The organism is Pseudomonas sp. C321, from assembly GCF_055407105.1.
The window spans coordinates 160882-184637 of record NZ_JBUZRB010000001.1 but is presented as its reverse complement, the minus strand read 5'-3'; the positions used below and the strand labels follow the sequence as shown (position 1 = coordinate 184637).

Below are 23756 nucleotides of genomic sequence, written 5' to 3'. Positions count from 1 at the left end.
GCAGCTTAGCTTGAACAGGGCGCCAGCGGGGTCAGGTTGTTTGCAGCTGTTGATCCATTGCTGCAATACACACCACCATCTGCGCCCGACATTCCTCCATCAGCCGGGGCATGTCATCTATCGTCAGTCCGGCCGTAGGAATGGGCGGCAATGAACGAATCAGCACATCACCACTGTCCCAGCGATTGAGCTTCATCTGCTTCACATAGGTACTGACGCACACCGGCACAATGGGCACGCCAGCGGCAATCGCCATCTGGAACGCACCTTTCTTGAACGCCAGCAGGGTTTCGCCGAGGTTGCGCGTACCTTCCGGGAACACCCATATCGAGGTGTCTTCGTGCTGCAACGTATGGGTGGTGGTGAGCATCGAACGCCGCGCCTTGAGGGCATTGCTCCGATCAATCAACACATTGCCCGCCAGCCAGAACAACTGCCCGAACAGCGGCACCCATTTCAAGCTCTTCTTGCCGATACACACGGTGCGGTAGGGCACCACGTTACCGAACACGAACAAATCATAGTTGGACTGATGGTTGGCGATGATCACGCAGCTGTTGGGTTTGTCTCGCAGCGAGTCAACCTGGGCCTTGACCCGCAAGCGCAAAATCCACATCGCAGGCAACGCATAAAGGCGTGCACAAAGACGGCTATTGTCCGGGTTGAACGGCCGGCAAATCCCCAGCAGCACGCCCAGCACGCCCGCAACGATAAAATGCAGGCTCATCAATAACATGCGTACAAAGTAAAGCATCGACACGGCCCATTGGGACAAAAGGTGGCGCAGTGTACGGACGTGCACTGTATTCGGCAATTACCCCTGTAGAGGTAGGAGATGGGCGATGTTTAAGCGCATGTTTCAACATTCGGTGACAGACACTGTTTAGAGCGGTTGTGGCTCTTTTCAGAGTCGAGTGTAAGAAAAAGCCCGACTCAAGGTCGGGCTTCTAGTAATGCATGGGTTGTCGACTTAACCCAAGTGCTCCTGATCTTGAATGATCGCGCTATCCAGCGCTTCCAGCAGCGCCTTGCGCACTTTCAGCTTGGTGTGCTTATGGGCGTTCATATTGATTTTCTTCAACTGACGCGCCGCTTCCAACGCCGCCGCCTGCAGTTCTTCGGGCGCCACCACCTTGTCGAGGAAGCCGGCACTCAAAGCGTCTTGCGGGTTGAACATCTCGGCATTGATCACCGAGCGATGAAACGCCGACTTGCGCAGACGATCGCGCGCCAACTCGATCCCGGCATGGTGCATGGTCATGCCGATCATCACTTCATTCAGGCCAATGCTGAATGGTCCTTCCACACCAATCCGATAATCCGCCGACAACAACAGAAACGCGCCCTTGGCCACCGCGTGCCCAGGGCAAGCGACAATCACCGGGAAAGGGTGCGACAACAGGCGACGAGCCAGGGTCGAGCCCGACGTCACCAGGCTGACCGCCTCCTTGGGGCCGGCGGTCATCACTTTTAAATCGTAACCACCCGACAGAATCCCCGGCTGACCCGTGATGATCACCACTGCCCGATCTTTCTCGGCCTGATCCAGCGCTTCATTAAAGGCACTGACCACTGCAGGTGAAATGGCATTGACCTTGCCGTTGCTCAAGGTCAGGGTCGCGATACCGTCTTCGAGGTGGTAGGCAATCAACTCACTCATGACGCGATTCCTTTGTAATACATGTAATAGAAGTGCAGGCAGCAGACGTTACTCACCGCGCTCGCCCTGGTAAAGCGCTGTGACTGACTGGCCAGTCAGGCTTTTCCCCCATGCCCGCCCGCGAGCAGCCTTCGGCAGGGCGCAGCAGCGACTCTAGGCAGGCGTTGCCTGTGCCTGAGAATGGCACAATCGCCTTGGTGAGTACGGCGCCTAATACGCCTGGAACGGTATAACCGTCTAAGCGCATGAAAATTCTGAAAAAAACCTTTGCCATCAGAAAAGCTTTCGACTACATTAGCGCGCCTCGACAGACTGAATGAGTTTGACGAGATACGGTGAAGTGTCCGAGTGGCTTAAGGAGCACGCCTGGAAAGTGTGTATACAAGAAATTGTATCGAGAGTTCGAATCTCTCCTTCACCGCCACATTAAGTAAACACAAACCCCTGACTTTCCTAGAGAAAGTCGGGGGTTTGTGGTTTTTGGCGTCTGAAAAAAGGCCATATGGGACCAATATGGGACCGGAGGGTGGTTTAACACCAGGCTGGGGCGGTGCATATTTGCGCTTTGCATTGGCTGCAATAGGCCGCCAGTAGATCTTGCTGTACCAACTTTCCAACGGAGCGGCGCAGAATGAATCAGCAGCAATGGAACGAGCAGGCAAGCGAGGTCGTGAATGCGCACGCGAAGGAGATTCAGGAGTTGAAACAATTTCAGCTTCACCTCGAAAGAGATAAAGATGCTGATTTGTTGATGCAACTGAATGAGAAGCAGATGGCTGGTGCTACCAATTATACGAACCTCATTCTTGTTGCGGGTTACGCGGGATTTTTTGGATTTTGGACCACGTTGGCACCGAAGCTGCCACCAAAGTTGTACGCGCTTTGTGGCCTCCTCGGTTTGCTTTCGCTCGTGCTTTTTATCTCATGGGAAATCGTCAAGATGATCTGGGGCAGTATTCATATGGCCAGAACAAACGCGATGATTGAAAGCATGAGAGGGCCTAATCTTCTCCAAATGTTCCTCGCATCAACGAAGAAGTTTCAGATCCGTTCACAGCGAGTGTGGTGGGTTTTTTTAATTCCCTCGGTGCTCACCGGGTTAACTGCCGGTTTTCTGTTGGTAGGCTTTTTTTGCTATCAGCTATTACAAGCCTTTCAATAAAGCGCGTAACGAACAGAAAGGCGCCCCGGCGCGCCCGCCTTCATATCAATATGAAGTCGCTACTGGGCTCCGGGCCTACACTGGGCGCTCACTCAACAAGGAGCGGCACCGATGGCGATTGAAGACACTAAGGTTTTGAAGATGGTGACCACGCAAGCGCAAGCCCAAGAGCTGTTGCATGAGGGCTGGCAGTTGCTGGGGTTGTTCGACCGCCGTGACGGTAACGACCAATACGCCGAGTACCATTTGGGCAAGGCGGCCGAGTCGACCAACTCTGGCGGGGTGCTGCTGCCGAAGCGGCTGCAGAAGTAAGCCCGCGCGTTACGAATAACGCCACTTATGTAAAAAATGCCCCCACATCTAAACTAGGAGTGGGGGCATTTTTTGTGAGCGAAGCCGTTAACGGTTCTCGGCGTCATCAACACCAAGCGGGCAAAACTCCCCGTGACTCGAGGAACAACGGGGCGTTCGTGCACAACCGTGTCAACCCAGTTGCGGCACCTTGGCGATCACCGTCAAGCCGAGATATCGCTGCACATCGGACTCGGACTTAAGGCTGTCATCCAGGATTTCGAAAACGAAAGCCAGGCCAATGCCACCGAGCAGACCACCCACTAGCACACCGACCAGTACCAGCCAGAGCTTGGGGCTGACCGGGCGATTGTTCACCGAGGCCCAATTGACCACAGAAACGTTACCGATCTGGGCTTCGGCTTGCTGACTGAGAAAGCGGGTCTCCTCAAACCGTTCCAGGTACAACTTGCGACTGGCGCGCAACACGCCAAGCTTCTGCTCCATCTCTTTGAATTGCGCTTCGATCCCATTGAGTTCGTTGAGCCGCTCGATATCCAGTTTCTCCTGCTGGGTCAGGGTCGCCAGTGCCTGACGGTAACCGGCCAGAGCGGACTCATTGCGCATCAGGTCATCGCGTAGCCGAGCGTTGAGGGGGTTGATGCCGCGCTCGGAAGAGGCATAGCGCTGCCCCTTCTGCGAACTGATTTGCTGCTCGACCACGGCAATTTCCTGACGCAGTGGGACAACTTTCGGATCGTTTTCCGAGAGCCGGGAAATGGTCTCGGCTTCCGTGCGCTTGAGGTCGGTGAGTTGCTTGCTCAACTCGCTCAGGGCAAAACTGTTCGAGCTCTGCGCCCCAGTGAGTTCGGTGGTGCGCGGTACATTGTTCAATTGCTGGCGCAGCACCTCGTTCTGGCGCTCGGTCTGGTCGATCATCACTTGGGTGGTATCGATGTTCTTGCGTGCATCCTTGAGTTTGTCTATTTGCATGTTGCGCTGCAAATCGACATCGACCACCTGCCTTTCGCTGCGCAAGCTGCTTAGGCCACGCTCGGTCGTCTTGATCTGCGACTCCAGTTCATCCAGCTGGCTGGAAATAAAGCTGGTTTTCTCACGCTGGTAGATGCGAACCCGCTCCACCAGATAGCGTTTGACCAAGGTGTTGACCCCAAGCGCAGCCGCCTCTGCCGACTTGTTGCGCAAGGACACTTCGATGATATTGGAGCTTTTCACCGGCTCCGCCGAGAGATCCTTCTGCATCCGGCTCACTGCCCGGCTACGCAGGCTGCGGTCGGCCGACTGTGGAAAGAAGTAGCCTTCAATCGCGCTGTACATCTGGGTCAGGCCCTGGACCACACCCTTGGGCGTATACCAGGGATGCTCGACATCAATGCCAGGGAACAGTTTTTGCGGCGTGACCTCATCGACAACCTGTTCAGAGAGGTTCTCGCTGGTGAGGATGCCCGCTTCGGAGTGAAGCTGCTCCTCACGCACCACAGACATCATAGGGGCGCGGAACTGGGTGCTGCTCAGTGTCGGCACATAGAGATCTTCCTGACCAATGCGTACCAGCAGACGCGCGGTCGACTCATAAGTCGCCGGAAACAGTTTCAGCCCGGCAAAGCCGCCGACCAGTGCTGCCAGGAAAAACCCGAGCACTACATAACGCCGTTTGAACAGAATATTGAGCACGTCCCGTATGGTCATGGCCACAGCCTCTTATTGTTTCAAATGACGAAAGATTTCAGCGGCTGGACGTTCGCTGCCGTCGGCACGGAACAGTCCGAAATTGCCCAGCCCATCGGGTGACGGGTAGTCTTCCAGGGAGAACCAGTACACCCGCTGAACATTGGCCGGCAACGCTTGATTGCCCTCGCCGAAGGGTGCTTGAGTGAGGTGATGGTTGATGTAATCCAGGGTCGCGACCATCCGCCTGGCCTGCTCGGCTTCAGTGACGCCGAGTTTATGATCGGCCACCACGTAGCCTGTTTCGGTGATCCAGATCGGCTTGTCCTTTGCGCCCTTGAGATTCATGAACAACTGCAGGTTGAATACCTTGCCGAGAAAGGCCGGATCGTCGGTGCTGCCGATAAAGCCCAGTGCCGCAGTTTTCGGCTCGTTCTTGTCCATGGCATCCGGCTCGCGAACACCTTCCGTCATGTCGAAGACATAGGGATGCACGGCAAGGATGTCGAAGGTCCTGCCGTAATCCTTGTCGTTATCCCAGAGCTCCCACAGGTACTCGATGTCGGCTCGCGAGATACCGGCATGGACAATCTTGACCCGCTCACGCAGCCGTTCGGTTTCCTTATTGACCACCTGCATCATCGCCACAAACGCTTCGGCGTCGGGTTTGGGCCCCCAGAACTGTTTGACGTTGGGCTCGTTCCATATCTGCCAATAGCCGATGGGCTTCAACCCTTGTGGGGCATTGCCCTGTGGGCCGTAGCGCTCGATACAGGCACTGACGAAACGACCGAAGTCCTGGTAGGCGTCCTCGCTCGGCGCCAACTCGAAAACATCCCCAGCCTTGGTCTTGTCAACCAGAGCCCAGGCCGGGGCGTAGTGAACGATGGGCAATAACTCAATGCCTTCCTCGGAAGCTACCCGTACCAGGTTGTCGAGCTTGTCCCACTGATACGTGCCGCGCTGCGGCTCTGCCAGGCGCCACTCCCAGTCGATCCGCACGTGGGTGACGCCCAGGCTTTTGGCTTTCTTGAAGCGCTCGCGCAGTTGCTCCGGGTCACCACTGCCCCACATCGCGTTGATCCCCAGCACGGGTGCGGCTGCCTGGGCCAACTGCGCCAGCATTGCGCCCAACAGCACTATCAGCACCAGGCACTGACGCCACCCGCTTCGATCAGAAGGAGCCATCGGAAGAATCGCCCTTGTTGTAGTTGCGATTGACCGAGAAACCAAACTGTATGCCTTTGAACAGCACCAGGTCGGTGACGTATTGCTGGACCCACAGGTTGGCATTGGCGATCGGCGAACGCGGCACGTAGATCACGTCGTAAGGACTGAGCGCCACGCCCAGGTCGGATTTGCCCTGCGCGATCGCCTGGTCACTCAGGTCCAGGTGATAAGGCACTGGGCGCCCGTCCGGCATCTTGCGAATGAGTACGATCGATTGTGGGTGCGCGGTCGGGCGGAAACCACCGGCACGATAAATGGCTTGCATGACCGTGATGCCACCGTCCATGGGTACCACCTGCGGTACCGCCACTTCGCCACCGATGTAGGCGCGAAAGCCCTTGAAAGATTTGACGATCACCGAGACGCTGGGATCGTTGACGAGGCCCAGATAGCGACGTCTGATCTCTTCGCGCAGCTCATTGGGCGTCAGCCCAGCGGCCTTGATGTCATCGACCCGCTGCATGGTGATATAGCCATCCGGACGAACCGGCACCTGCTCGTTGTAGTCCTTGGCAACGTAAAACTTGATATCCAGGTCGTCCCCCGGACGAATCCGGTACTGCAACCCTGGCACGATCCCGTCAGCGCCCAATAGCGGCAAGCCGTCGGCACTTGGCATTTGTTGCGTTTCAATCGTCGAGCAGCCGGTTAACAACCCACCCAGCACCAACAGCGATGCGAGCACCCTTTTGCCTGTCCCCAACCATTCCATGATCGCCATTTATTTTTATTACTCCCCTGGTGAATAGCGGATGCCGTGCCTGCCTGCTCAAAGCCAGCGATAAAGCCAACTGGGAATGAAATTGAGCGTACGGTTGAGCACAACCCCAAGTACCTTGCCACCGCTTTCCTGAAGACGCTGACTGACATAACTGGCTGACTGGTGCCGGGTTTTGTTGGCCTGCGCAACCAGGATGATGCCGTTCATGCTCTTGGCGGCGACGATCGCGACGGGCGCGAAAGTCGGCGATGGCATGTCCCACAGCACTAGATCGAAATGTTCATGCAGGCGCTCACTCAACGAGCCATGAGAGGTGCTCCCTCCCAGACCGAAAAGTTTCAGGCAACTGCTGGTCGACAGATTTATCTGCACCGCCGAATGATCCGGCACACGCAACCGACCGATATCACCTGCGAGCATTTCCGCTTCATCTGCAGTGGCGCTGACCTCAATCACCAGCACACTGCCGAACGCCATCGACAGCTGGCTGGCCGCCTGCTGGGTGATAAAGGACGCACCGACCTTGCGGGTGACACCAACGATCATCAATTGGGTCAAGGTGTTCGACTGCGCATCACGTAACACTCGGGCCATCAAATCCTGCATGGGGAGCGTCAGCCGGGCATCTACGATCTCCGGCATCAACACAATTGGACGACTGATTGCATTCATGAATAGGTCCTTCCTTCAGTGCTCAGGCAAAGGCTCGGGTTAATCGCTTGCCTATCTCGATCACAGGTTTTTCCAGCAAGACGTGCACCGCATATCCCACTACGATCGTCGAGATACCCGCCAACACCGCCAGGCCGACACTGGCGAGCGGTGAAACGCTGACCATCAGGAACAACTTGCCGTAGCTGGCCAGTACGAATGGGTGGGTCAGGTAGATCGCATAGGACGCGTCACCAATCAGCACCATCGCGTCGCGTCGTTGCGGCACGATGCCGGCGCTGCGGTTCTTCAGCTCCCAGTTCAATCCCGCCAGCAGGAACGCCGCGTAGGCTCCGCCGAAGGCCAGGACCCGCACGGGTTGCTCTTGATTGATCAGCCCCGACTCGGCGAACATCCCGCCGATCAGCAGCAGCGCACACCCGACCACTGCAGGCAGCATGACGCCCCAGCTGCTGGCCCGTTCGCGAATGCGAAAGACCCAGACACCGAGGGTGAATTGAATGATGTAGAGGGAGAACAGGTGATAGTCCCAAAGCTCGATCCCTGTGTAGTGAATCAGTGTCCATTTACCCAGCGCGAGCACCGAAAGTGCGAGCATCACCCAGAACAACGCGTCCATCTTCAGGAAACATGCCACCAGGAACACTATCGTGTAGAACACTAGTTCATGCTCGAGCGTCCAGCCAATGAACAGTAATGGGAGGTCGGCCTGGGGCAGCATCAACAAGGATTGGATAACACTCGCCCAGTCATGGCTGCCCGAGCCCATGGTCATCTGCGGGTTGTACAACCAGAGCAGCATGACCAGGCTGGTGAAGAGAAAATACATCGGCACGATTCGGAAAAACCGGCCGAGCAACCAGCGTTTTGGCTGAAACCGGCTATTGACCGTCACGTAGGTCATGATGAAACCACTGATGACGAAGAACAGATCTGGTGCCGAGTAGCCGAAGCGCAAGGCATAGGTACTGTGAAAGTCCGCCAGCGCCGGCAGCTTGCGGGCAATGTCTTCTGCGTGATAGACCAGTACCATCAGTACCGCGAAGCCGCGTAGGCGTTGAACGCTGAGCAACTCGCCACGCTGCACCTCCCAGCGTGCGATGGCTTTGCTGTAAAAGCCGGCAAACTGCCGCAGTACGGCGTTCATGGACGCACCCGTCTTTTGAAGAATGTCTTCATCAACCAAGCTCCTGCAATGTGATCAATTGCTCTGATTGCGCAGCGACACGCTTGCTGCAACTCAGGTAAAGGCGACGCAGTGTGTCGATATGGCCATCGCGGCTATGCGCACAAACAACATGAGCGCGTGCCGCACGCCCGAGCCGGGTCAAGTCGCTCGGGTTGTCCAGGGCTCGCTGCAGTCCTGCCGCAAGCGCCCTGGCACTGACCTGTGCTGCCAGCAGCCCGGTTTCACCGTCCTGGACGTAGTCGGGAATGCCCCCTACCGGGAACGCCAGTACCGGTGTCTCGAACGACATGGCCTCAATACCCACCAAGGGACCAGGGTCGTCCCACACGGAAGGTAAAACGAACAGATCGGCATCCTGGTAGTACGTAGCCAGCTTTTGCGGTGTCAGCCACTCGATGAACTCGATTCTCTCGCTCAGGCCATGGCGATCGGCCAACACCTTGGCCGGCAACAACCGCGGACCACTGGAGATCGCCGTCAACCGCCAATTGCCGTGCACCCGCGCGAGTGCACGAATCAGCACCTCGAGCCCCTTGCCCTTGACCGCTTGGCCGGTAAACAGCAACCGCACCGGGCGATCTCCGGTTGCCAGCCCCGGGGCCTTGCCATAGGCCGGCTCGTCTTGCGCGATGTGATCGAAGCGGCTGAAATACGGCACCACGGACAAACGCTCGGCAGCAAAGCCATTGCTGAGCAAGACTCGTCGCATATGCTGACTGCCCACAACCGCGGCATCGAACCCCTGATAAAGCGTACGTTCGTGGAGCTTGCCTGGCAGGTCCATCAGCCGTGGAACACGCCCACCGGCCGCCGGTGGGCCTATCACGCAGCCGTACAATGCACACGACCAACCGAGCGCACGCGCGCAACGGTCCCCCGCAAAACGCCGCCGACCGCGGCGCAGGCACATGGAGGTGTAGTCATGAAAGGAGCGCACCAACGCCAGCCCGCTTGAGACCAATGCTTCGAGCAAGGCGACATCGCTGCACAGATGCACATGGATCACATCCGGGCTCCAGGCCCGTAGTTGCTCCACTGCCGCAAACGCAGACCCGGCACCCGCCAGCGAGATGATCTCGACCCCCTGACTATCCAAATGCGCCGGCACCGACACGCCTTGATGCGCCAGCACAACCTGGTCACCGCAAGCAATCAACGCCCGGGCCAGGTCCAGGGCATAGTTGGGTAGCCCGCCGATGGATAACTCTTGCACCAGTAAAAGGACTCTCATGCTTTCACCTCAGCGACATTGCGCGCGGTCAGGCCCAGGGCAGGTGACGACGAATCGGTCAGGCCAAGCGTTAACAGCAACACCAGGGTGAAATGCATGTTTTGCAGCAGTAGCATGTCGACCATGGCGAACATGCAGTAGGCCGTCAGGGTGCCGACTGCGGCGAGGGCAAATATATCCGCCGACTCCTGCCCGCCGCGCCGCCAGCGACGCAGCAACTGACGCAACACAACGACAATGAACGACAGATAACTGAGCAGTCCGATCAACCCTGTGTCGACGAGGATTTCCACGTAAGTGTTGTGGGCGTGCAGCGACTGATAGCCCAGCTCGACATTCAGCGTCACGCCGCGGGTGAAGAACTCGTCGCGGAAATTACCCAGGCCAACCCCGAACAGTGGGTTGTCGAACCAGACATCGAGGGCCACGCTCCAGATGATCAAGCGATCGATCACCGCGTCCGCACGGCCGGGAATCAGGCCGGTGATCGTGCCATCCCAGCTGGGCCACAGCCCCAGTCCGAGCGGCAAGGCAACCAACGCGACAATGGCGATCAGCAACAGCGGTTTCCACAGGCCTGGGCGCAGCACCAGGCCGATCGCCAGCAACGATCCCACCCCCCCGAGCAGACCGCCGCGCGAATCGGCGGCGATCAATCCGGCAATACTGATACCGATGCCGATCAACGACAGCCAGCGCAGATAAGTCGTGCGCGAGCAAAACAAATGGGCAATGGCAATGTTCATCATCATCACCAGGTACATGGCCAGGCCCTGAGCGCCACCGAATGAGCTGCCGGCACGGCCCGACACGTCGTAGGTATGGCGAATCTGCGGTTCATCTCCAGTGGGCCCAGGCACCGGAATACCAAGCATGCCGGTGATGGTGTGGCCATTAGTGGCGGCCTCCACCAGCCCATCAATGGCAAAAAAGCTCGATACGCAAATCAGGGTCACGGCGATGAAACGCCAGAAGTGCTCGGCCGGACGAAACACCATCAGCAACACCGGCAGCACCACAAACCATTCAACGACGCGCAGTGATTGCTTGATGCTCGACCCTGGGTTGGTCGAACCCAGCTGGGCGAGAAACACCGCGACCACGAAAGGCAGGATCGCCCAGATCAGAAAAGGCACCTGGATACGCCCCAGTCGCGGGCCATCCTGGCGTTGCAGCATGAATAGCCAGAGTACGCACCAGACCACGATGATGGCATCGGCAGCATTCAGCGGAATGCCACCGAGGGTTTTCTGGATCGGAATCGCCAGGCTGATCACGAATGCCAGCAACAGCAACTTGGGTTGCTTGCTCAAAAGCAGGCTGGCGCCGATTGCCAGCGCGGCGCCGATGCCGGCGAGCGGCATATACACCGTCAGCAGCGATACCGCCAAACCCAGGACAACGGCCAAAACCACCCCGGGGGCCTGCACGCGCTCATGTATTTCCAATGGGGCCAAGGGTTCAGACGCCATGCAATGGCACCTCGATGCGAAACGGATTGATCGAGATGACACGCACGTTGGCCCGCAGCAGCGCCAAGGCCTCGTCGCGCCGTCCAGGTCGCAGTAAACCGACCAGCAAGGCTCGAACGCTGGCCAGCAACATGACCGTATCGGTCAGCAGCTTCAGAACCAGCACCTCTCCTGTCGAACGGTGTTTGCGGTACAGGCGATAGCGACTGCGACGCAGCTCATAGCGCATGCGCAATGCGGTTTCGCTCAGGGCGCCAGGGCGATGACCACTGGGCGCGCGCCCGGACGAACTGCCACCATGGTGCAACACACGACTTGCGGGCACCAACAGCAAGCGCCAGCCCTGGTTTCGTGCCCGCACACACCAGTCGACATCTTCGTCGTACATGAAGAAGCCTTCATCGAACAGGCCGACGCTGCCCAGCAGTTCGCCTCGTATCATCATGCAGGCACCGTGCAGGCGTTCCAGTTCCAGCGGCACTTCCTGGCCATTGGCCGGAAACTGCGGGCCGCCGTACAACCGCCGAAGCATTTCCGGCAGTGTCGGGAAGCGGCACGGGAAGTCCTGGTCGGCACCGTCGCTGGCATTAACCACCCGGGCACTCACCGCACCGACTTCAGGTTGAGCTTCGAGCACCCGCAGCAGGCTGTCGAGCGTACCGGCCTCAACCTGTGCATCGCTGTTGAGCAGCAACACGTAGTGACTCTGAAGGCCCCGGAGTACGAGGTTATTACCCCCTCCAAACCCCAGGTTCTGCGCCGACGCGATCAGCCGGACATCCGGGTGCCGGCTGGCAATCTGCGCCACACTGTCATCGCCCGAGGCGTTATCGACCACTACGATGCTGGTCTGAGCCAGGGTCGCAGGGAACGCCTTGAGCGAATCAATGCACTCGTTCACCAACTGTGCCGTGCGGTAATTGACGATGGAAACAGTCAGGGACTTCATCCGCGATGCTCCTTCAACAGTCGGTGCTCCTGACGCAGACGTGCCCCCAGGACATGACAATGGGTTTTCAGCCAGTCCGGTTTGGCCCCCGAGATACCGAACGCGCGTTCTGCCGCCTGCATGTCCAGCCAGAACGCGTCGACTTCACGCATGTCGTTGACCAACAACTCGCCACCCCCGAAACCTTCCATTAACCATTGCGCAATACGCCCGGTCGGCGTGCCAAAACCGGCACCCAGGTTGAAGATGCCCGGCACCGGGGCCTCAATCACTCGCACCAGCCAGCGCGCCAGCACTTCCACCGGGAGGAAGTCGCGCTCGACGAAGGGGCTCATGTCGAACACGATCCGTTGGCTTATGAACAAACTGCGCAAGACCATGGCGAAAAAATTTCGCCGGCTATCGTCCAGCTCGTAACCAAAGATATTGCTCAGTCGCACAATGGTCAGCCGCTGCCCGAGTAGCTGCGACAAGGCATTTTCAGTGAGCACCTTGCCTACGCCATAAGGGTTCACCGGGTTGGGAACTCGCTCCTCGTGCAAGCGCCCGTCGCCGCCGGCGGGGCCATAGACCATCCGCGAGCTGGCCATGATGTAATGCACATCCGGCAAGCGCTCCACGCGCCTGGCCAGGGCCAGCTCGAAATCCAGTGCCGGGTCGTAGCCATTGCGCAATGCCGGGTTGTAGGCCAGGTTGAGCACCACGCGCACGTTGCCCGGCCAGGCATCCTCGTCCAGTGCCTGGCGGTGACCGATGAAGTGCCAGCCTGCGGTCTCCGGGCGCTCCTGCAAGGCACGGGAAATCAGGCTGGTGCTGCCAACGACGACGATGCTCATGGCTGATCCCAGAAGAACGAGTGCATGCTCAACCGGCGCCGCCAACCGAGCGGCAACAGGTGATAGCGTTCGCCCAGTGAGTAGCCGAAATACTTCCCGGCGGTTCGCAATAGAATTGGCACCAACGCCAGCGGCTGCTTGCGCTGCAGGGCGGCAGCAATCTCGCTTTTGACAAAACGCATGCCTTCGCCGGACGCCGCCAGCCGGGCCCTGCTCAGTTCGCTGTCCATGGCGATCAGGGTGCCGATATCGAAATAACGTTTGAGCTCCTGGACAATGCTGTAGTCGTGACTGTGAATCGCACGTGCCGCAGGTTGGTATACCCGCGCGTAGCCGCCTTTGAGCAAGCGCGCGGCAACCGCCATGTCTTCGCCCAGGGGTAAGTGCTCGGGAAAACCGCCGACTTTTTCCAACGCCTCGCGCCGGTAGGCGGCAAAAGAATTGGAGCAGAACACCGCCTTGATCCCGGTATGAGCGATATCGGCCAGCGTGGTGCGCTCTGCGCGGGCCGGGTAATTGAACTCACGGGCAAAACGTTCGGCCTCGGTTGCCTCGACACGCGGCAGCTGACGCCCATACACCAACGCTACCTGCGGGTCGGCGAAAGGCTGCAGTAATTGCGCCAGCCAGTCGCTGCCCTGCGGGCAGGCATCCTGCGTCAGGTACACCAGGTAGTCGCTATCGGCACATAGCTGCGCCGCCAGATTGCGGGTCTTGCCGTGCCCGAACTCACGGCGCTGGATGCTCTGGACGTTGTAACCGCTACCCAGCACCAACGAGACGGTTTCGTCGGTCGAAGCCGAGTCAACAAACAGCACCCGTTGGGGCGCATGTTCCAATGCCGCCAGCGCAGGCAACAATGCGCGCAAGTGCTCGGCGGCATTGAGGGTCAGAATCACGATACTGGTGCGCTCGACCAGTGAGACAAGGGCCTGTTGGTCATCAGAATGCATTAGCACCTCCGAAACCGCCGAACATGGTCTTGAACACGATCCACAGGTCCAGTTCCGGCGACCAGTTCTCGATGTACTGCACGTCGTAGACAAAACGTTCGGTCAGTGACTCTTCCGTAAACGTGTTGCCGCGCAGGCCATTGACCTGGGCCCAGCCGGTAATGCCGGGGCGCACCTTATAACGCTCGACGAAATCCACAATAACGGTTTCATAGGTCCGATCGCCGGCCATGACCCCGGGAGGGTGCGGTCGAGGGCCGATGACCGACATATGGCCGAGCAATACATTTATAAACTGCGGAAACTCATCGAGGCTGGTACGCCGCAAGAAATTGCCCACGCGTGTGACCCGACTGTCCGTGCGCTGTGTCAGGTTGATGGCCTTGCTGGCGGAGTCGGCGTCAAAACGCATACTGCGGAATTTGTAGATATCGAACATGCAATTGCGCAAGCCGTAGCGTTTCTGGGTAAACAACACCGGGCCGGGCGACTCGAGACGGATTAGCGCCGCGATAATCAAACCCAATGGCAGGAACAGTGTCAGCACACAAAAAGCGAAGGTGATATCGAAAACACGCTTGATCAGCCGTGCTTCGATCGGCAGCGGATTCATCCCCAGCAACAGCATATTGCCCGGACCCTGTGTCGGCCGATTGACGAACGCGTGCCCCAGCACTGGCTCGTCCGGCGCCAGATAGACATTGCCCAGTTGTCCGCGCAGACGTGTGGCCAGCGAGCTGACCCGGTCACCGGCCTGATTGGGTAGAGCGATGACGACTCCATCCACGTCCGCCGGCAATTGCTCAAGTTGCGCGGTGCCTCCGGCCAGCATTGGAAACGGCAGGTTGCTGCAATCGATCCGGGACTGGCGATCATCGATGAACCCGATAATCTCGATCCCCGACTCGTGCTCGGTCATGTAGCGCGAAATAGCCACGCCCTGTTCGCCGGCTCCGACAATCACCAGACGCACCTTGCGATCCCAGCCTCGCGTCAGTTTATCGACGACCCACCCTGCGAGTAGCCACAACAGCACCAGTGCCAGGGTGAGCTCCAGGTACATCACCGCCGGGAGCAGCGGTAAGTTGCCAACCCACATGAACAGCACGATAAACAGCGTCACTAGCACGCTGCCGAGCACCGCATAGACGATGCGCAGTGCTCGAACGTCATGCTTGGCGAAACCCTTGTAACCCCGTACCGGCAGCAAACTCATGCTGCACACCAGAGCCAGCCCGACCAGCCAGACACCAGGCCAGTGAGCACCGTTGAGCAACCAGTACTGGCTGGCCAGCAGCAACGTTGCCAGAGCCCCGCCACAGGCCCGGGCCAGGCGCACCAATAAGATCTCAAGACCATCCAGGGCCGCCGCTTCGAAACGTCGCGTCGGTTTTCCCCGGGCTCGGGCACAAGTGTCCCCCTCCTTCTGGGCTACGCCCAGAAGCGGTTCCGATACTGTCATTGCATCCTCCCCAGCCCCGTAAACTACGGGTATGGCCTACGAAGATCAGGAGTCGAGAGGTCCGAACGGACCGGGTCGTTGTTCAACCAGCGGCGCAGTAAAAGTGTCGTTCTCAAGCTCCATCCGCTCACGCACGAGTACAGGCCCGAACAACTCCGAATAGCGCTCGAAATTGTTACGATACCAATCGACCAGCAGCGGGATGTCTGTATGCAGGCTGTGCCGTGGCGACCAGCCCATGGCCTGGAGCTTTTCCCACGAGACCGAGTAGCGGCCATCGTTGAAAGGACGATCCGGCACAAAATCGACCAACTCGGACGAGTCCTTGCCAAAGGCGTTGCTGATCAACTCGGCTACCTCCAGGTTGGTGTACTCCTCGGTGGTGCCGATGTTGTAGACCTCGCCCACCGCACCGTGCTCGGCAACGAATACCACCGCTTCGGCGAAGTCCACGGCACTGAGGTAGTGGCGTCGATAGCTGCCATTTCCGTGCAAGGGCAGGCGTCTTTCGGTCAACAGGTGGCTGATGAATCGCGGAATGATTTTTTCCGGGAACTGGCGGATGCCGTAGAGGTTGTTGGCTCGAATGATCACGATGGGCTCGTGATAGGACTGGACATAGCCTTGCAAAATCATCTCTGCCGCTGCCTTGGACGACGAGTAGGGGTTGGTCGGGCGCAAGACTTCATCCTCGCTCGCCGCACCACTCATGATCTGACCGTAAACCTCGTCGGTGCTGACATGAATGATCTTTTTTACCTTTTCCTGACGGCAAGCCTCCACCAGGCTGTGGGTCCCGAGGACATTGGTCCGGGTAAACTCCAGGGAGTTGCCAAAAGAGTTGTCGACATGGCTTTCGGCAGCCGCGTGAATGACCAGATCGGCCCCTTTCACGACACGCCGACACAAATCGAGATCTGTCACATCGCCAACCAGCAACTGGACGCGATTGGAAAAAACGTGATGGGAGATATTCCTGAAATCCCCGGCATACGTCATCTTGTCAAGGACCACTACCTTCGAACTCGGAAAACGCCGACACACCTCATCAACAATATGCGACCCAGCAAAGCCCGCCCCGCCTGTAATGACTATTTTGCGCATAACCCGAATCTCCCCGATCACAGGACCGTTTAAGAATTCAACGTTTTAGACCCAGCCATAAGCCCCTTCTGGATACTGCGCAAACGGGGGCATGTCACCACGCTTACTACTGCATTGACTGCCACACCAAAGGGCGGCACTTCAATATCAAAATACCATCACCAACGCTTCTGAACTTTAGCTGCTCGCTATTGATTCGCCAGTTGCACCATGGTTATTTTTTTTAAAAAATTGCAGTAATCCCAGCAACATCAAAAGGCCGGCAACATTTGAACCAAGGTATATCTGGGCCAGGGTGACAAGTGACAGACGGTCACGCCAGAAGTAAGCCAAAACCACCAGTACCAGCAGGATGGAGCCATGGTAGAACACGTTACTGACCGGAGCGCGAAGGGCCAGAAGGCCCAGTTGCACAGGCGCGGCACAGGCGACAGCTAACAGGCCGAGGGCCAGGAATACCAGCGCGGGAGCACCTGCGGTAAAGGGTTCGCCATACAGCTGACGCAGCAATGTGCCACCTTCAAAGGTGACCACCAGTAACAACACCAGAGAGGGAATCAGAAATAGCAACGCACGCCTGAACACATACGCCACAAAATCGCGTCCCTGCGCCTCTTTATAGTGCGCAATGAAACGTGGGCGAAAATAATTGGTCAGGGCAATGAGCAGCGGATTGATCAGGTTGGTCAGCGCAACACAGGCGGCGTAGAGCCCGGCCTGGCCTTGTCCGCCACCCAGCAGCGCCAGCCATGGATACAATTGGACACTGGCCACATGGCAAAGTCCGCCACCCACCAGCCAGGCGCCATAGCCAAAAAACTCACGCAAGCTCTTGCAGAGTTTCCCCGGGCCAATGGCCACAAAGCGCTCTTGTGCCATCGGCAGGAACACAACAAATGCGATCCCGGAGACTGCGCCGATGGTCCAGAAAACGTTGTTGGCGTTCAGTCGATCGCTGGCCAGCAGCCAGCCCAGCAACACCAGTTGGCCAGCAGCCGTGAGCAGGTCAAGCAACAAGGCCGAAACAGAGCGGCCGATGACATAGAAATGCCGACGCAGAAACTCGCGCAGCACCAAACAGCAAACCGCAACCGGTAAGGCCGGCCAGAGCTCGGCCAGTATTCCCGTGCCGAGAACATGAAACAGCGTCAGGCCCAGCGCAACCACCAGCCCCAGCAATAGCGTACCCAGCAAGGCCGTCGGAAACAGTTGCGCCTGCTCACCTTCCTGACGCGCTCGAAAATAGGTGTAAGGGGTGGCGATCAGCGTATCGCCCAGGGAAATAATCAAAAAGCAGAAGGTATAACCCAAGGCATATGCCCCCAGTGCCTCCTGCGAAACCCATCGACCGAGTGCCAGACCTGTAAGAAAGCTGGCCAGGCTTTGCGCGGCCTGCCCACCGATCACCCACAGGATGTCGTACACACGACCGAACCGGCGACTCACTGAGCGAATGCTTTGCATAGACCCGACCCCAAGAAGAGCTATTCCATCCCAGAACAACATCAAAAAAAGATACTGGCCCAGTGACAGTAACTCCCACTCAGAATGAATAGCTCCTCAGGCCCAGATTGGCAAACCATGCACGGCGCAAAACAGCCGAACGGTCAGTTTCTGAGTTTGAAAACCGAGTGGATACCGACTGTGGGCGACATGACTGCCCAAGAAGCACACCGAGACATCAGCCTACACGCCTGATCAACCGCACATACACCGCTATATTGATCAACAACACTAGGGCTCCCAGGCCCAGCTGGATCTGCGGGGTCAGCCCGGCGGGATAAATCAATGTGAGGATGTAGTGCTCGATAAAACCGCCGCCATAACCGTCTTGCCCGGCGAGGTGTCGGAACAGGTTTTCCCAGCGGGTCAGCGGGCAGGGCAGGTGGAAGACTTCAACGGCGACGCCCCATGCGGCGGCGGGCAGGTGCAGCCAGATGACGGGGCGCCACTTGAGGGCCAGCAGTCCGCCAAACAGCACGAACAGGATAAAGGACAGGTGAAACAGCACCAGGCTGTCGGCGGCTAGGCGATAAAGCATCATGAGTTCCGTTTGCAGTGCAATTATTCGATCACGCAGGGCATGGATCAGGCGAGTGCAAGTGAATGATATCAATATGATATTATTGTTCGCCGGCCGCTACTCGTCGAGCAGTGGTTGAAGCAATCATCAGACAAGGAAGCCGCAATGGCTCACGAAGTTAGCGTCAATTTTCACCAGAAAGTCGTCCTGAGCAAAGATATTGAAGTCGAGGTCAAGGCTGACGGCGCAAAGCTTGGGAAGATCCTGATCAGCAAGGGCAATATTGAATGGGTGCCTGCTGGTAATAGTGTCAACAAACACCGCCTGAGCTGGAAGCAGTTTGCCGCACTGATGGAAGATGAAGGTCAGGTTAAGAAAATCAAATAATCGTCTGTCTCTTGCGCCGTTATTAGCGCCGCGTTGTTTTGATGCTTGTGCTCGCTTGAGATAAGCGAGCCATGGCGTTCCAGCTGATAGGTAGTGACTTCAGGCATCCGCTACCTTTCTGGTCGCAGATCCTTAACGGTTGCTTACAGGCAACCCCGGCCGTTATTGTGCTGAATCCTTTTAGTCTTCAACGTCTGCGGCGTGCTGCTGCGCCGACGTCCCTGCCAACGGATCTGTTGTGATGAACGCACCGCGTACTGCTGTCGGCCCGATCAAGGCCGTGATTTTCGATATGGACGGGTTGTTGCTGGACACTGAAGGCATCTACACCGAAGTCACGCAAATCATCGCCGAACGCTACGGTCGTACCTATGACTGGAGTATCAAGCAGCACATCATCGGGCGTGGCGCCCAGGACTTGGCTGAGTACGTGGTCAAGGCCCTGGAATTGCCGATTACACCCGCAGAATTCCTGGTGATCCGCGAGCCGCTGATGAGCGCGCGCTTCCCCAAAGCCCTCGGCATGCCGGGCGCCGAAGCGCTGGTGCGGCACTTGAAGGCCCACAACATTCCGATTGCCGTGGGCACCAGTTCATCGCGTAATTCCTTTGGCCACAAAACCACCCTGCACAAGGAATGGTTCAGCCTGTTCGACACCATCGTCACCGCCGACGACCCAGAAGTTGGTGCCGCCAAACCTGCGCCGGACATCTTCCTCACCGCCGCTCGCCGTCTGGGCATAGCGCCCGAGGATTGCCTGGTGTTTGAAGACTCGCCCTTCGGCGTCACCGCTGCCAAAGCCGCGAACATGACCGCCATCGCCGTGCCGGATGAAGCCATGGCCGACAGCAAGTACCACCACGCCGACCAGATCATCCGCCAACTGGCGGACTTTGATCTTGCCGCTTACGGCCTGCCGCCGTTGCGCTGATCCACCTGGGTAAACCGGCATCCTTGCTGGTTTACCCACTGCACAACACCTGTGTTCAGCCTCTGGTTTTATTGGCAGGCAGATCAAGAGCCAGCGCCATCCGCTTTTCTGTAGGAGCGAGGAGGACGCCTAGTTCTTGCTCGTGAAAAACCTTAGGGCACCGCATTCATCCAGGATGCCCGTGTCATCGTTAACGACCATCGCGAGCAAGCTCGCTCCTACAGGTGGCAGTGAATCCGCTCTTGCTTCTCACCACTCAGGTCGGCTACCAGGCCGCCGTGCTTTTGCTTTTGATCTTGATCTAAGGCGCCCCGTTAAACCACGATGGCTGAACGCAGGCATTGATCCGTGGGTAAACCGGCAGGACGCCGGTTTAGCCGCGCTGGGCCAAGGATGGCCCATCGCGGCGGCCCACGGAGCAATGCCGGAGTGAAGGCATGCCGAGCCACAGCGAGGCACCGAGTGGTGGGGCAAGAGCCTTTGGTTACTTTGGGCTTTTCAAAGTGACACGCCGTAAGGGCGTAACCCCAAGCCGCCCTGACCAAAAAACGGATATGTCCCCAACCCAACCCAACCCAACAAGCCAGCTCCCACATCTGATCTCTGTCAGATCAAAGAGTGCATTTCAGACCGATCAAGCACTGAACCCACCGTCAATCGTCAAACTCGCGCCAGTGATATACCCAGCTTCCGGCCCCACCAGATACGCCACAAAACTGGCAATCTCTTCTACGCGGCCATAACGCCCAACCGCCATGAGCCCGATCAGGCTCTCGGCAAAATCACCGTTGGCCGGGTTCATATCAGTATCCACCGGGCCCGGCTGCACGTTGTTGATGGTAATCCCCCGAGGCCCCAGGTCCCGCGCCAGGCCTTTGGTCAAGCCCACCAGCGCCGCCTTGCTCATGGCATACGGACCACCACCGGAAAATGGCATGCGCTCGGCGTTGGTGCTGCCGATGTTGATGATGCGGCCACCTTCGCCCATATGCTTGGCTGCTTCCTGAGTGGCGATAAACACGCTGCGCACGTTGATGGCCAGGGTCTGGTCAAAGTCTTCCAGTTTGAAGTCTTCCAGCGGCCCCACTGCCAGTACGCCGGCGTTGTTCACCAGGATATCCAGGCGCCCGAACGCTTCGACGGTAGCGCTGACCGCATTGCGAATGGCTGCGGCATCGGCGCTGTCAGCATGTATCGCCAGGGCTTTGCCACCGTCGCTGATCACGCTGTTTTGCAAGTCTTGGGCCTTGGCCGCAGAGCTGACGTAGGTGAAGGCAACTGCTGCGCCTTGCGCCGCGAGGCGTTTGACGATGGCGGCACCGATGCCTCGGGAACCGCCCTGGATCAAGGCGACTTTGCCGCTGAGGTTTTGTGTGGTCATGTCGATCTCCCAATTATTCAAGGCAGGGCTGCCTTGGTGTTGGCGCCGAGTATCGACCACACAACCCTACCTCGGTAGCCCGTGATTGTTATAGTCTGTGTAAACCAAAAGTTTAGAATGTGATGATATGGAAAGCTTTGGCAGTATCGAATGCTTCGTGCGCAGCGCTGAAGGCGGCAGCTTTGCCGAAGCCGCCCGGCACCTGAGCCTGACCCCGGCTGCCGTCGGCAAAAGCGTTGCCAAGCTGGAAGCGCGCCTGGGTGTGCGCTTGTTCCAGCGCAGCACCCGGCGCTTGACCCTGACCGAAGCCGGCAAGTTGTTTCTGGAAGAGGTCAGCAGCAGCCTCACCATCATCCAAAACGCCGTGGCCAACCTGGCCAGCGCCGAAGGACGGCCGGTGGGCACGCTCAAGGTCAGCATGGGCACCGTGTTCGGTAACCGCTATGTGATGCCGTTGCTGGCGGAGTTTCTGAAACGTTTTCCCGATATCAGCCCGGATTGGCATTTTGACAATCGCCAGGTGGACCTGATCGGCCAAGGCTTCGACGCCGCCATTGGCGGTGGTTTTGACCTGCCTCAAGGGGTGGTCGCGCGCAAATTGACCCCGGCTCACCGGATTTTGGTGGCCTCACCGGATTACCTGTCGCGACGCCTGCCGGTACTGTCGCCCGAGGACCTGGCACGGTGCAACGGCATCCTGATTCGCTCGCCACAAACCGGGCGAGTGCGTTCCTGGCAACTGACCAGTCGCAGTCACGAGCACCGGCCATTGGTGCTCAAGCCGCGAATGACCATGAGTGACTCCGAAGCCGCCTGCTGCGCCAGCGCCCAAGGCCTTGGCATTGCCTTGGTGAGCATGCCGATGGCGGTGCCATTCCTCGACAGCGGCGAGTTGCAGCGAGTCCTGCCGGACTGGTACGTCGACGACGGCAACATCTCTCTCTACTACGCCGAACACAAACTGCTGCCCGGCAAGACCCGGGCCTTCGTCGACTTCATCATCGAGCAATTTGCCGAACAGCAACTGGGGCAGCGGTTCAGCGCGGTGTGAGGTGCCCACTGCCAGAACGTGTTGTCCACTTCTGTTCTAAGCTGATACAGGCCGATATGGCCTGCGACTTGAGAGACGGATCATGTCCAAATCACGCGTGTTGCTAGTGTTTACCAGTCTGGCGTTGATCGCAGGTTCCCCGGCGCTGCTGGCCGATCCGGGCAACGGTAACGGCAAGGGTAATGCCCACGGCAACAAGGGTAACCAGGGCCAGGGCGCAGGTAAAAAGGGTGGTGACGCCTATTACGGTGGGCCGCAGATTGACATCGGTGGTGTGCGAGTGATTCTGGGAGATAGCCGGGAGTATTGGCGGGGTGGTTCTTCCTTGCCGCCGGGTATCCAGAAAAACCTCGCCCGTGGCAAGCCGTTGCCGCCGGGCATTGCCAAAAAACTCGACGGGCGCCTGCTCGGGCGCTTGCCTCGTTACGAGGGTTACGAATGGCAGCAGGCCGGTACGGACTTGATCCTGGTGACCATCGCCACCGGGATCATTTATGAAGTCCTGAACAACGTTCTGGACTGATCCCGAACTTGAAGCTTGCACCATCACAAATGTGAGGCGGGTTTCACCCCTTGCTGATGATATTCCCCGCGTGCAACCCGCATTCCTTTTGGGTTGCTTCTTCCCACCACCAACGGCCTTCGCGCTCGTGCTGGTTCGGCAACACCGGGCGGGTGCAAGGCTCGCAGCCGATGCTGATAAAGCCGCGCTCGTGCAGGCTGTTGTACGGTAATTCCAGCATGCGGATGTAGCCCCAGATCTCCTCGCTGGTCATTTGTGCCAGCGGGTTGAATTTGTACAGGGTGCGTTCCGGGGTGGAGAAGGCCGTGTCGACTTCCAGCGCGGCCACTTGGCTGCGGGTGCCGGGGCTCTGGTCGCGGCGCTGGCCGGTGGCCCAGGCGCTGACGCTGGAGAGCTTGCGTCGCAGCGGCTCGATCTTGCGCACGCCGCAGCATTCACCATGGCCGTCCTTGTAGAAGCTGAACAGGCCCTTTTCCTTGACGAAAGGTTCCAGCTTGCTTTGGTCCGGGGAGATCAATTCGATATCGATTTTGTAGAAATCCCGCACCTGCTCGATAAACCGGTAGGTCTCCGGGTGCAGGCGGCCGGTGTCGAGGCTGAACACCTTGACGTTTTTGTTCAGCTTCCAGGCCATGTCCACCAGCACCACGTCCTCGGCACCGCTGAAAGAGATCCACAAGTCGTCGCCGAACTGGCTGAACGCCAGTTTGAGGATGTCCTGGGCGGATTTTTTGGCATAAGTCGCGGCGAGTTCAGCGACGTCGAAGGCTTGGTTCATCAGGACGGTTCCTACAGGTCAGTGGCGCTGAGCGCTCTATAGGAGGCGATGGTAACAAAAT

Annotated in this window: 24 protein-coding genes and 1 tRNA gene; 7 read left to right on the top strand and 18 right to left on the bottom strand. The window is 58.2% G+C overall.

The window, feature by feature from the left end; all coding sequences use genetic code 11:
• Positions 1-31: 31 nt before the first annotated feature.
• Positions 32-754, bottom strand: a complete 723-nt coding sequence (locus ACZRJ6_RS00785; protein WP_463969866.1) for a 1-acylglycerol-3-phosphate O-acyltransferase — start codon at positions 752-754, stop codon at positions 32-34.
• Positions 755-970: 216 nt separating this feature from the next.
• Positions 971-1660, bottom strand: a complete 690-nt coding sequence (locus tag ACZRJ6_RS00780) for a crotonase/enoyl-CoA hydratase family protein (RefSeq protein ID WP_463969867.1) — start codon at positions 1658-1660, stop codon at positions 971-973.
• A gap of 334 nt (positions 1661-1994) precedes the next feature.
• Here ACZRJ6_RS00780 and ACZRJ6_RS00775 point away from each other — a divergent pair.
• The 3 genes from ACZRJ6_RS00775 to ACZRJ6_RS00765 all read left to right on the top strand — a co-directional run bounded on the left by ACZRJ6_RS00775 (position 1995) and on the right by ACZRJ6_RS00765 (position 3134).
• Positions 1995-2084: transfer RNA gene (locus ACZRJ6_RS00775), tRNA-Ser, on the top strand.
• A gap of 207 nt (positions 2085-2291) precedes the next feature.
• Entirely contained in the window at positions 2292-2822 is a 531-nt protein-coding gene (locus ACZRJ6_RS00770) for a hypothetical protein (RefSeq protein ID WP_463969868.1), read from the top strand.
• Between the two features lie 111 nt (positions 2823-2933).
• Positions 2934-3134, top strand: a complete 201-nt coding sequence (locus ACZRJ6_RS00765) for a hypothetical protein (RefSeq protein ID WP_463969869.1) — start codon at positions 2934-2936, stop codon at positions 3132-3134.
• Positions 3135-3305: 171 nt separating this feature from the next.
• On the opposite strand, the gene ACZRJ6_RS00760 is transcribed toward ACZRJ6_RS00765, so the two are convergent.
• The 14 genes from ACZRJ6_RS00760 to ACZRJ6_RS00695 all read right to left on the bottom strand — a co-directional run bounded on the left by ACZRJ6_RS00760 (position 3306) and on the right by ACZRJ6_RS00695 (position 18662).
• The gene (locus tag ACZRJ6_RS00760; RefSeq protein WP_463969870.1) at positions 3306-4823 is read right to left on the bottom strand and encodes a GumC family protein; all 1518 of its coding nucleotides are present in this window, start codon (positions 4821-4823) and stop codon (positions 3306-3308) included.
• Between the two features lie 12 nt (positions 4824-4835).
• Positions 4836-5990 (bottom strand): beta-galactosidase, encoded by a 1155-nt coding sequence (locus ACZRJ6_RS00755; protein ID WP_463969871.1) that lies wholly within the window; start codon positions 5988-5990, stop codon positions 4836-4838.
• Entirely contained in the window at positions 5977-6753 is a 777-nt protein-coding gene (locus tag ACZRJ6_RS00750) for a polysaccharide biosynthesis/export family protein (protein ID WP_149412067.1), read from the bottom strand. The genes ACZRJ6_RS00755 and ACZRJ6_RS00750 overlap by 14 nt, the downstream gene beginning before the upstream one ends.
• A 48-nt stretch (positions 6754-6801) precedes the next feature.
• Positions 6802-7425 carry a hypothetical protein gene (locus ACZRJ6_RS00745; RefSeq protein WP_463969872.1) on the bottom strand — a complete coding sequence of 208 codons (624 nt, stop codon included), beginning with the start codon at positions 7423-7425 and terminating at the stop codon, positions 6802-6804.
• Positions 7426-7447: 22 nt separating this feature from the next.
• Positions 7448-8572: an acyltransferase family protein gene (locus ACZRJ6_RS00740; RefSeq protein ID WP_463969873.1), complete on the bottom strand. Its 1125-nt coding sequence runs from the start codon at positions 8570-8572 to the stop codon at positions 7448-7450.
• 31 nt (positions 8573-8603) lie between these two features.
• The gene (locus ACZRJ6_RS00735) at positions 8604-9845 is read right to left on the bottom strand and encodes a glycosyltransferase family 4 protein (protein ID WP_463969874.1); all 1242 of its coding nucleotides are present in this window, start codon (positions 9843-9845) and stop codon (positions 8604-8606) included.
• Positions 9842-11317 carry an O-antigen ligase family protein gene (locus ACZRJ6_RS00730; protein ID WP_463969875.1) on the bottom strand — a complete coding sequence of 492 codons (1476 nt, stop codon included), beginning with the start codon at positions 11315-11317 and terminating at the stop codon, positions 9842-9844. Before ACZRJ6_RS00730 ends, ACZRJ6_RS00735 begins: the two co-directional genes overlap by 4 nt.
• Positions 11307-12266: a glycosyltransferase family 2 protein gene (locus tag ACZRJ6_RS00725; RefSeq protein ID WP_463969876.1), complete on the bottom strand. Its 960-nt coding sequence runs from the start codon at positions 12264-12266 to the stop codon at positions 11307-11309. Before ACZRJ6_RS00725 ends, ACZRJ6_RS00730 begins: the two co-directional genes overlap by 11 nt.
• Positions 12263-13102, bottom strand: coding sequence for an NAD-dependent epimerase/dehydratase family protein (locus tag ACZRJ6_RS00720; RefSeq protein WP_463969877.1), 840 nt, complete (start codon positions 13100-13102; stop codon positions 12263-12265). Before ACZRJ6_RS00720 ends, ACZRJ6_RS00725 begins: the two co-directional genes overlap by 4 nt.
• The gene (locus ACZRJ6_RS00715) at positions 13099-14055 is read right to left on the bottom strand and encodes a glycosyltransferase family 2 protein (protein WP_463969878.1); all 957 of its coding nucleotides are present in this window, start codon (positions 14053-14055) and stop codon (positions 13099-13101) included. Before ACZRJ6_RS00715 ends, ACZRJ6_RS00720 begins: the two co-directional genes overlap by 4 nt.
• The gene (locus tag ACZRJ6_RS00710) at positions 14045-15517 is read right to left on the bottom strand and encodes an exopolysaccharide biosynthesis polyprenyl glycosylphosphotransferase (RefSeq protein WP_463969879.1); all 1473 of its coding nucleotides are present in this window, start codon (positions 15515-15517) and stop codon (positions 14045-14047) included. Before ACZRJ6_RS00710 ends, ACZRJ6_RS00715 begins: the two co-directional genes overlap by 11 nt.
• Before the next feature lie 45 nt (positions 15518-15562).
• Positions 15563-16621 (bottom strand): GDP-mannose 4,6-dehydratase, encoded by a 1059-nt coding sequence (locus tag ACZRJ6_RS00705; protein WP_463969880.1) that lies wholly within the window; start codon positions 16619-16621, stop codon positions 15563-15565.
• Positions 16622-16798: 177 nt separating this feature from the next.
• Positions 16799-18085, bottom strand: a complete 1287-nt coding sequence (locus tag ACZRJ6_RS00700; RefSeq protein WP_463969881.1) for a lipopolysaccharide biosynthesis protein — start codon at positions 18083-18085, stop codon at positions 16799-16801.
• Positions 18086-18302: 217 nt separating this feature from the next.
• Complete coding sequence (locus ACZRJ6_RS00695) at positions 18303-18662, bottom strand: DUF2784 domain-containing protein (protein WP_463969882.1); 360 nt, start codon at positions 18660-18662, stop codon at positions 18303-18305.
• A gap of 147 nt (positions 18663-18809) precedes the next feature.
• Here ACZRJ6_RS00695 and ACZRJ6_RS00690 point away from each other — a divergent pair, with 147 nt between their 5' ends.
• Together ACZRJ6_RS00690 and ACZRJ6_RS00685 are read left to right on the top strand one after the other, a co-directional pair.
• Positions 18810-19031 (top strand): hypothetical protein, encoded by a 222-nt coding sequence (locus ACZRJ6_RS00690; RefSeq protein WP_463969883.1) that lies wholly within the window; start codon positions 18810-18812, stop codon positions 19029-19031.
• A 241-nt stretch (positions 19032-19272) separates the two neighbouring features.
• Positions 19273-19962, top strand: coding sequence for an HAD-IA family hydrolase (locus ACZRJ6_RS00685; protein WP_463969884.1), 690 nt, complete (start codon positions 19273-19275; stop codon positions 19960-19962).
• A 634-nt stretch (positions 19963-20596) separates the two neighbouring features.
• Here the strand turns inward: ACZRJ6_RS00685 and ACZRJ6_RS00680 are convergent.
• Entirely contained in the window at positions 20597-21343 is a 747-nt protein-coding gene (locus ACZRJ6_RS00680; protein ID WP_463969885.1) for a 3-oxoacyl-ACP reductase family protein, read from the bottom strand.
• 127 nt (positions 21344-21470) lie between these two features.
• Here ACZRJ6_RS00680 and ACZRJ6_RS00675 point away from each other — a divergent pair, with 127 nt between their 5' ends.
• Both ACZRJ6_RS00675 and ACZRJ6_RS00670 read left to right on the top strand, forming a co-directional pair.
• Positions 21471-22394, top strand: coding sequence for a LysR family transcriptional regulator (locus ACZRJ6_RS00675; RefSeq protein WP_463969886.1), 924 nt, complete (start codon positions 21471-21473; stop codon positions 22392-22394).
• Positions 22395-22476: 82 nt separating this feature from the next.
• On the top strand, positions 22477-22917 hold the full coding sequence (locus ACZRJ6_RS00670; RefSeq protein ID WP_463969887.1) for an anti-virulence regulator CigR family protein: 441 nt from the start codon (positions 22477-22479) through the stop codon (positions 22915-22917).
• 43 nt (positions 22918-22960) lie between these two features.
• On the opposite strand, the gene ACZRJ6_RS00665 is transcribed toward ACZRJ6_RS00670, so the two are convergent.
• A complete protein-coding gene (locus ACZRJ6_RS00665) occupies positions 22961-23695 on the bottom strand; it encodes a phosphoadenylyl-sulfate reductase (protein WP_463969888.1) in 735 nt (244 codons plus the stop codon).
• Positions 23696-23756: the final 61 nt, after the last annotated feature.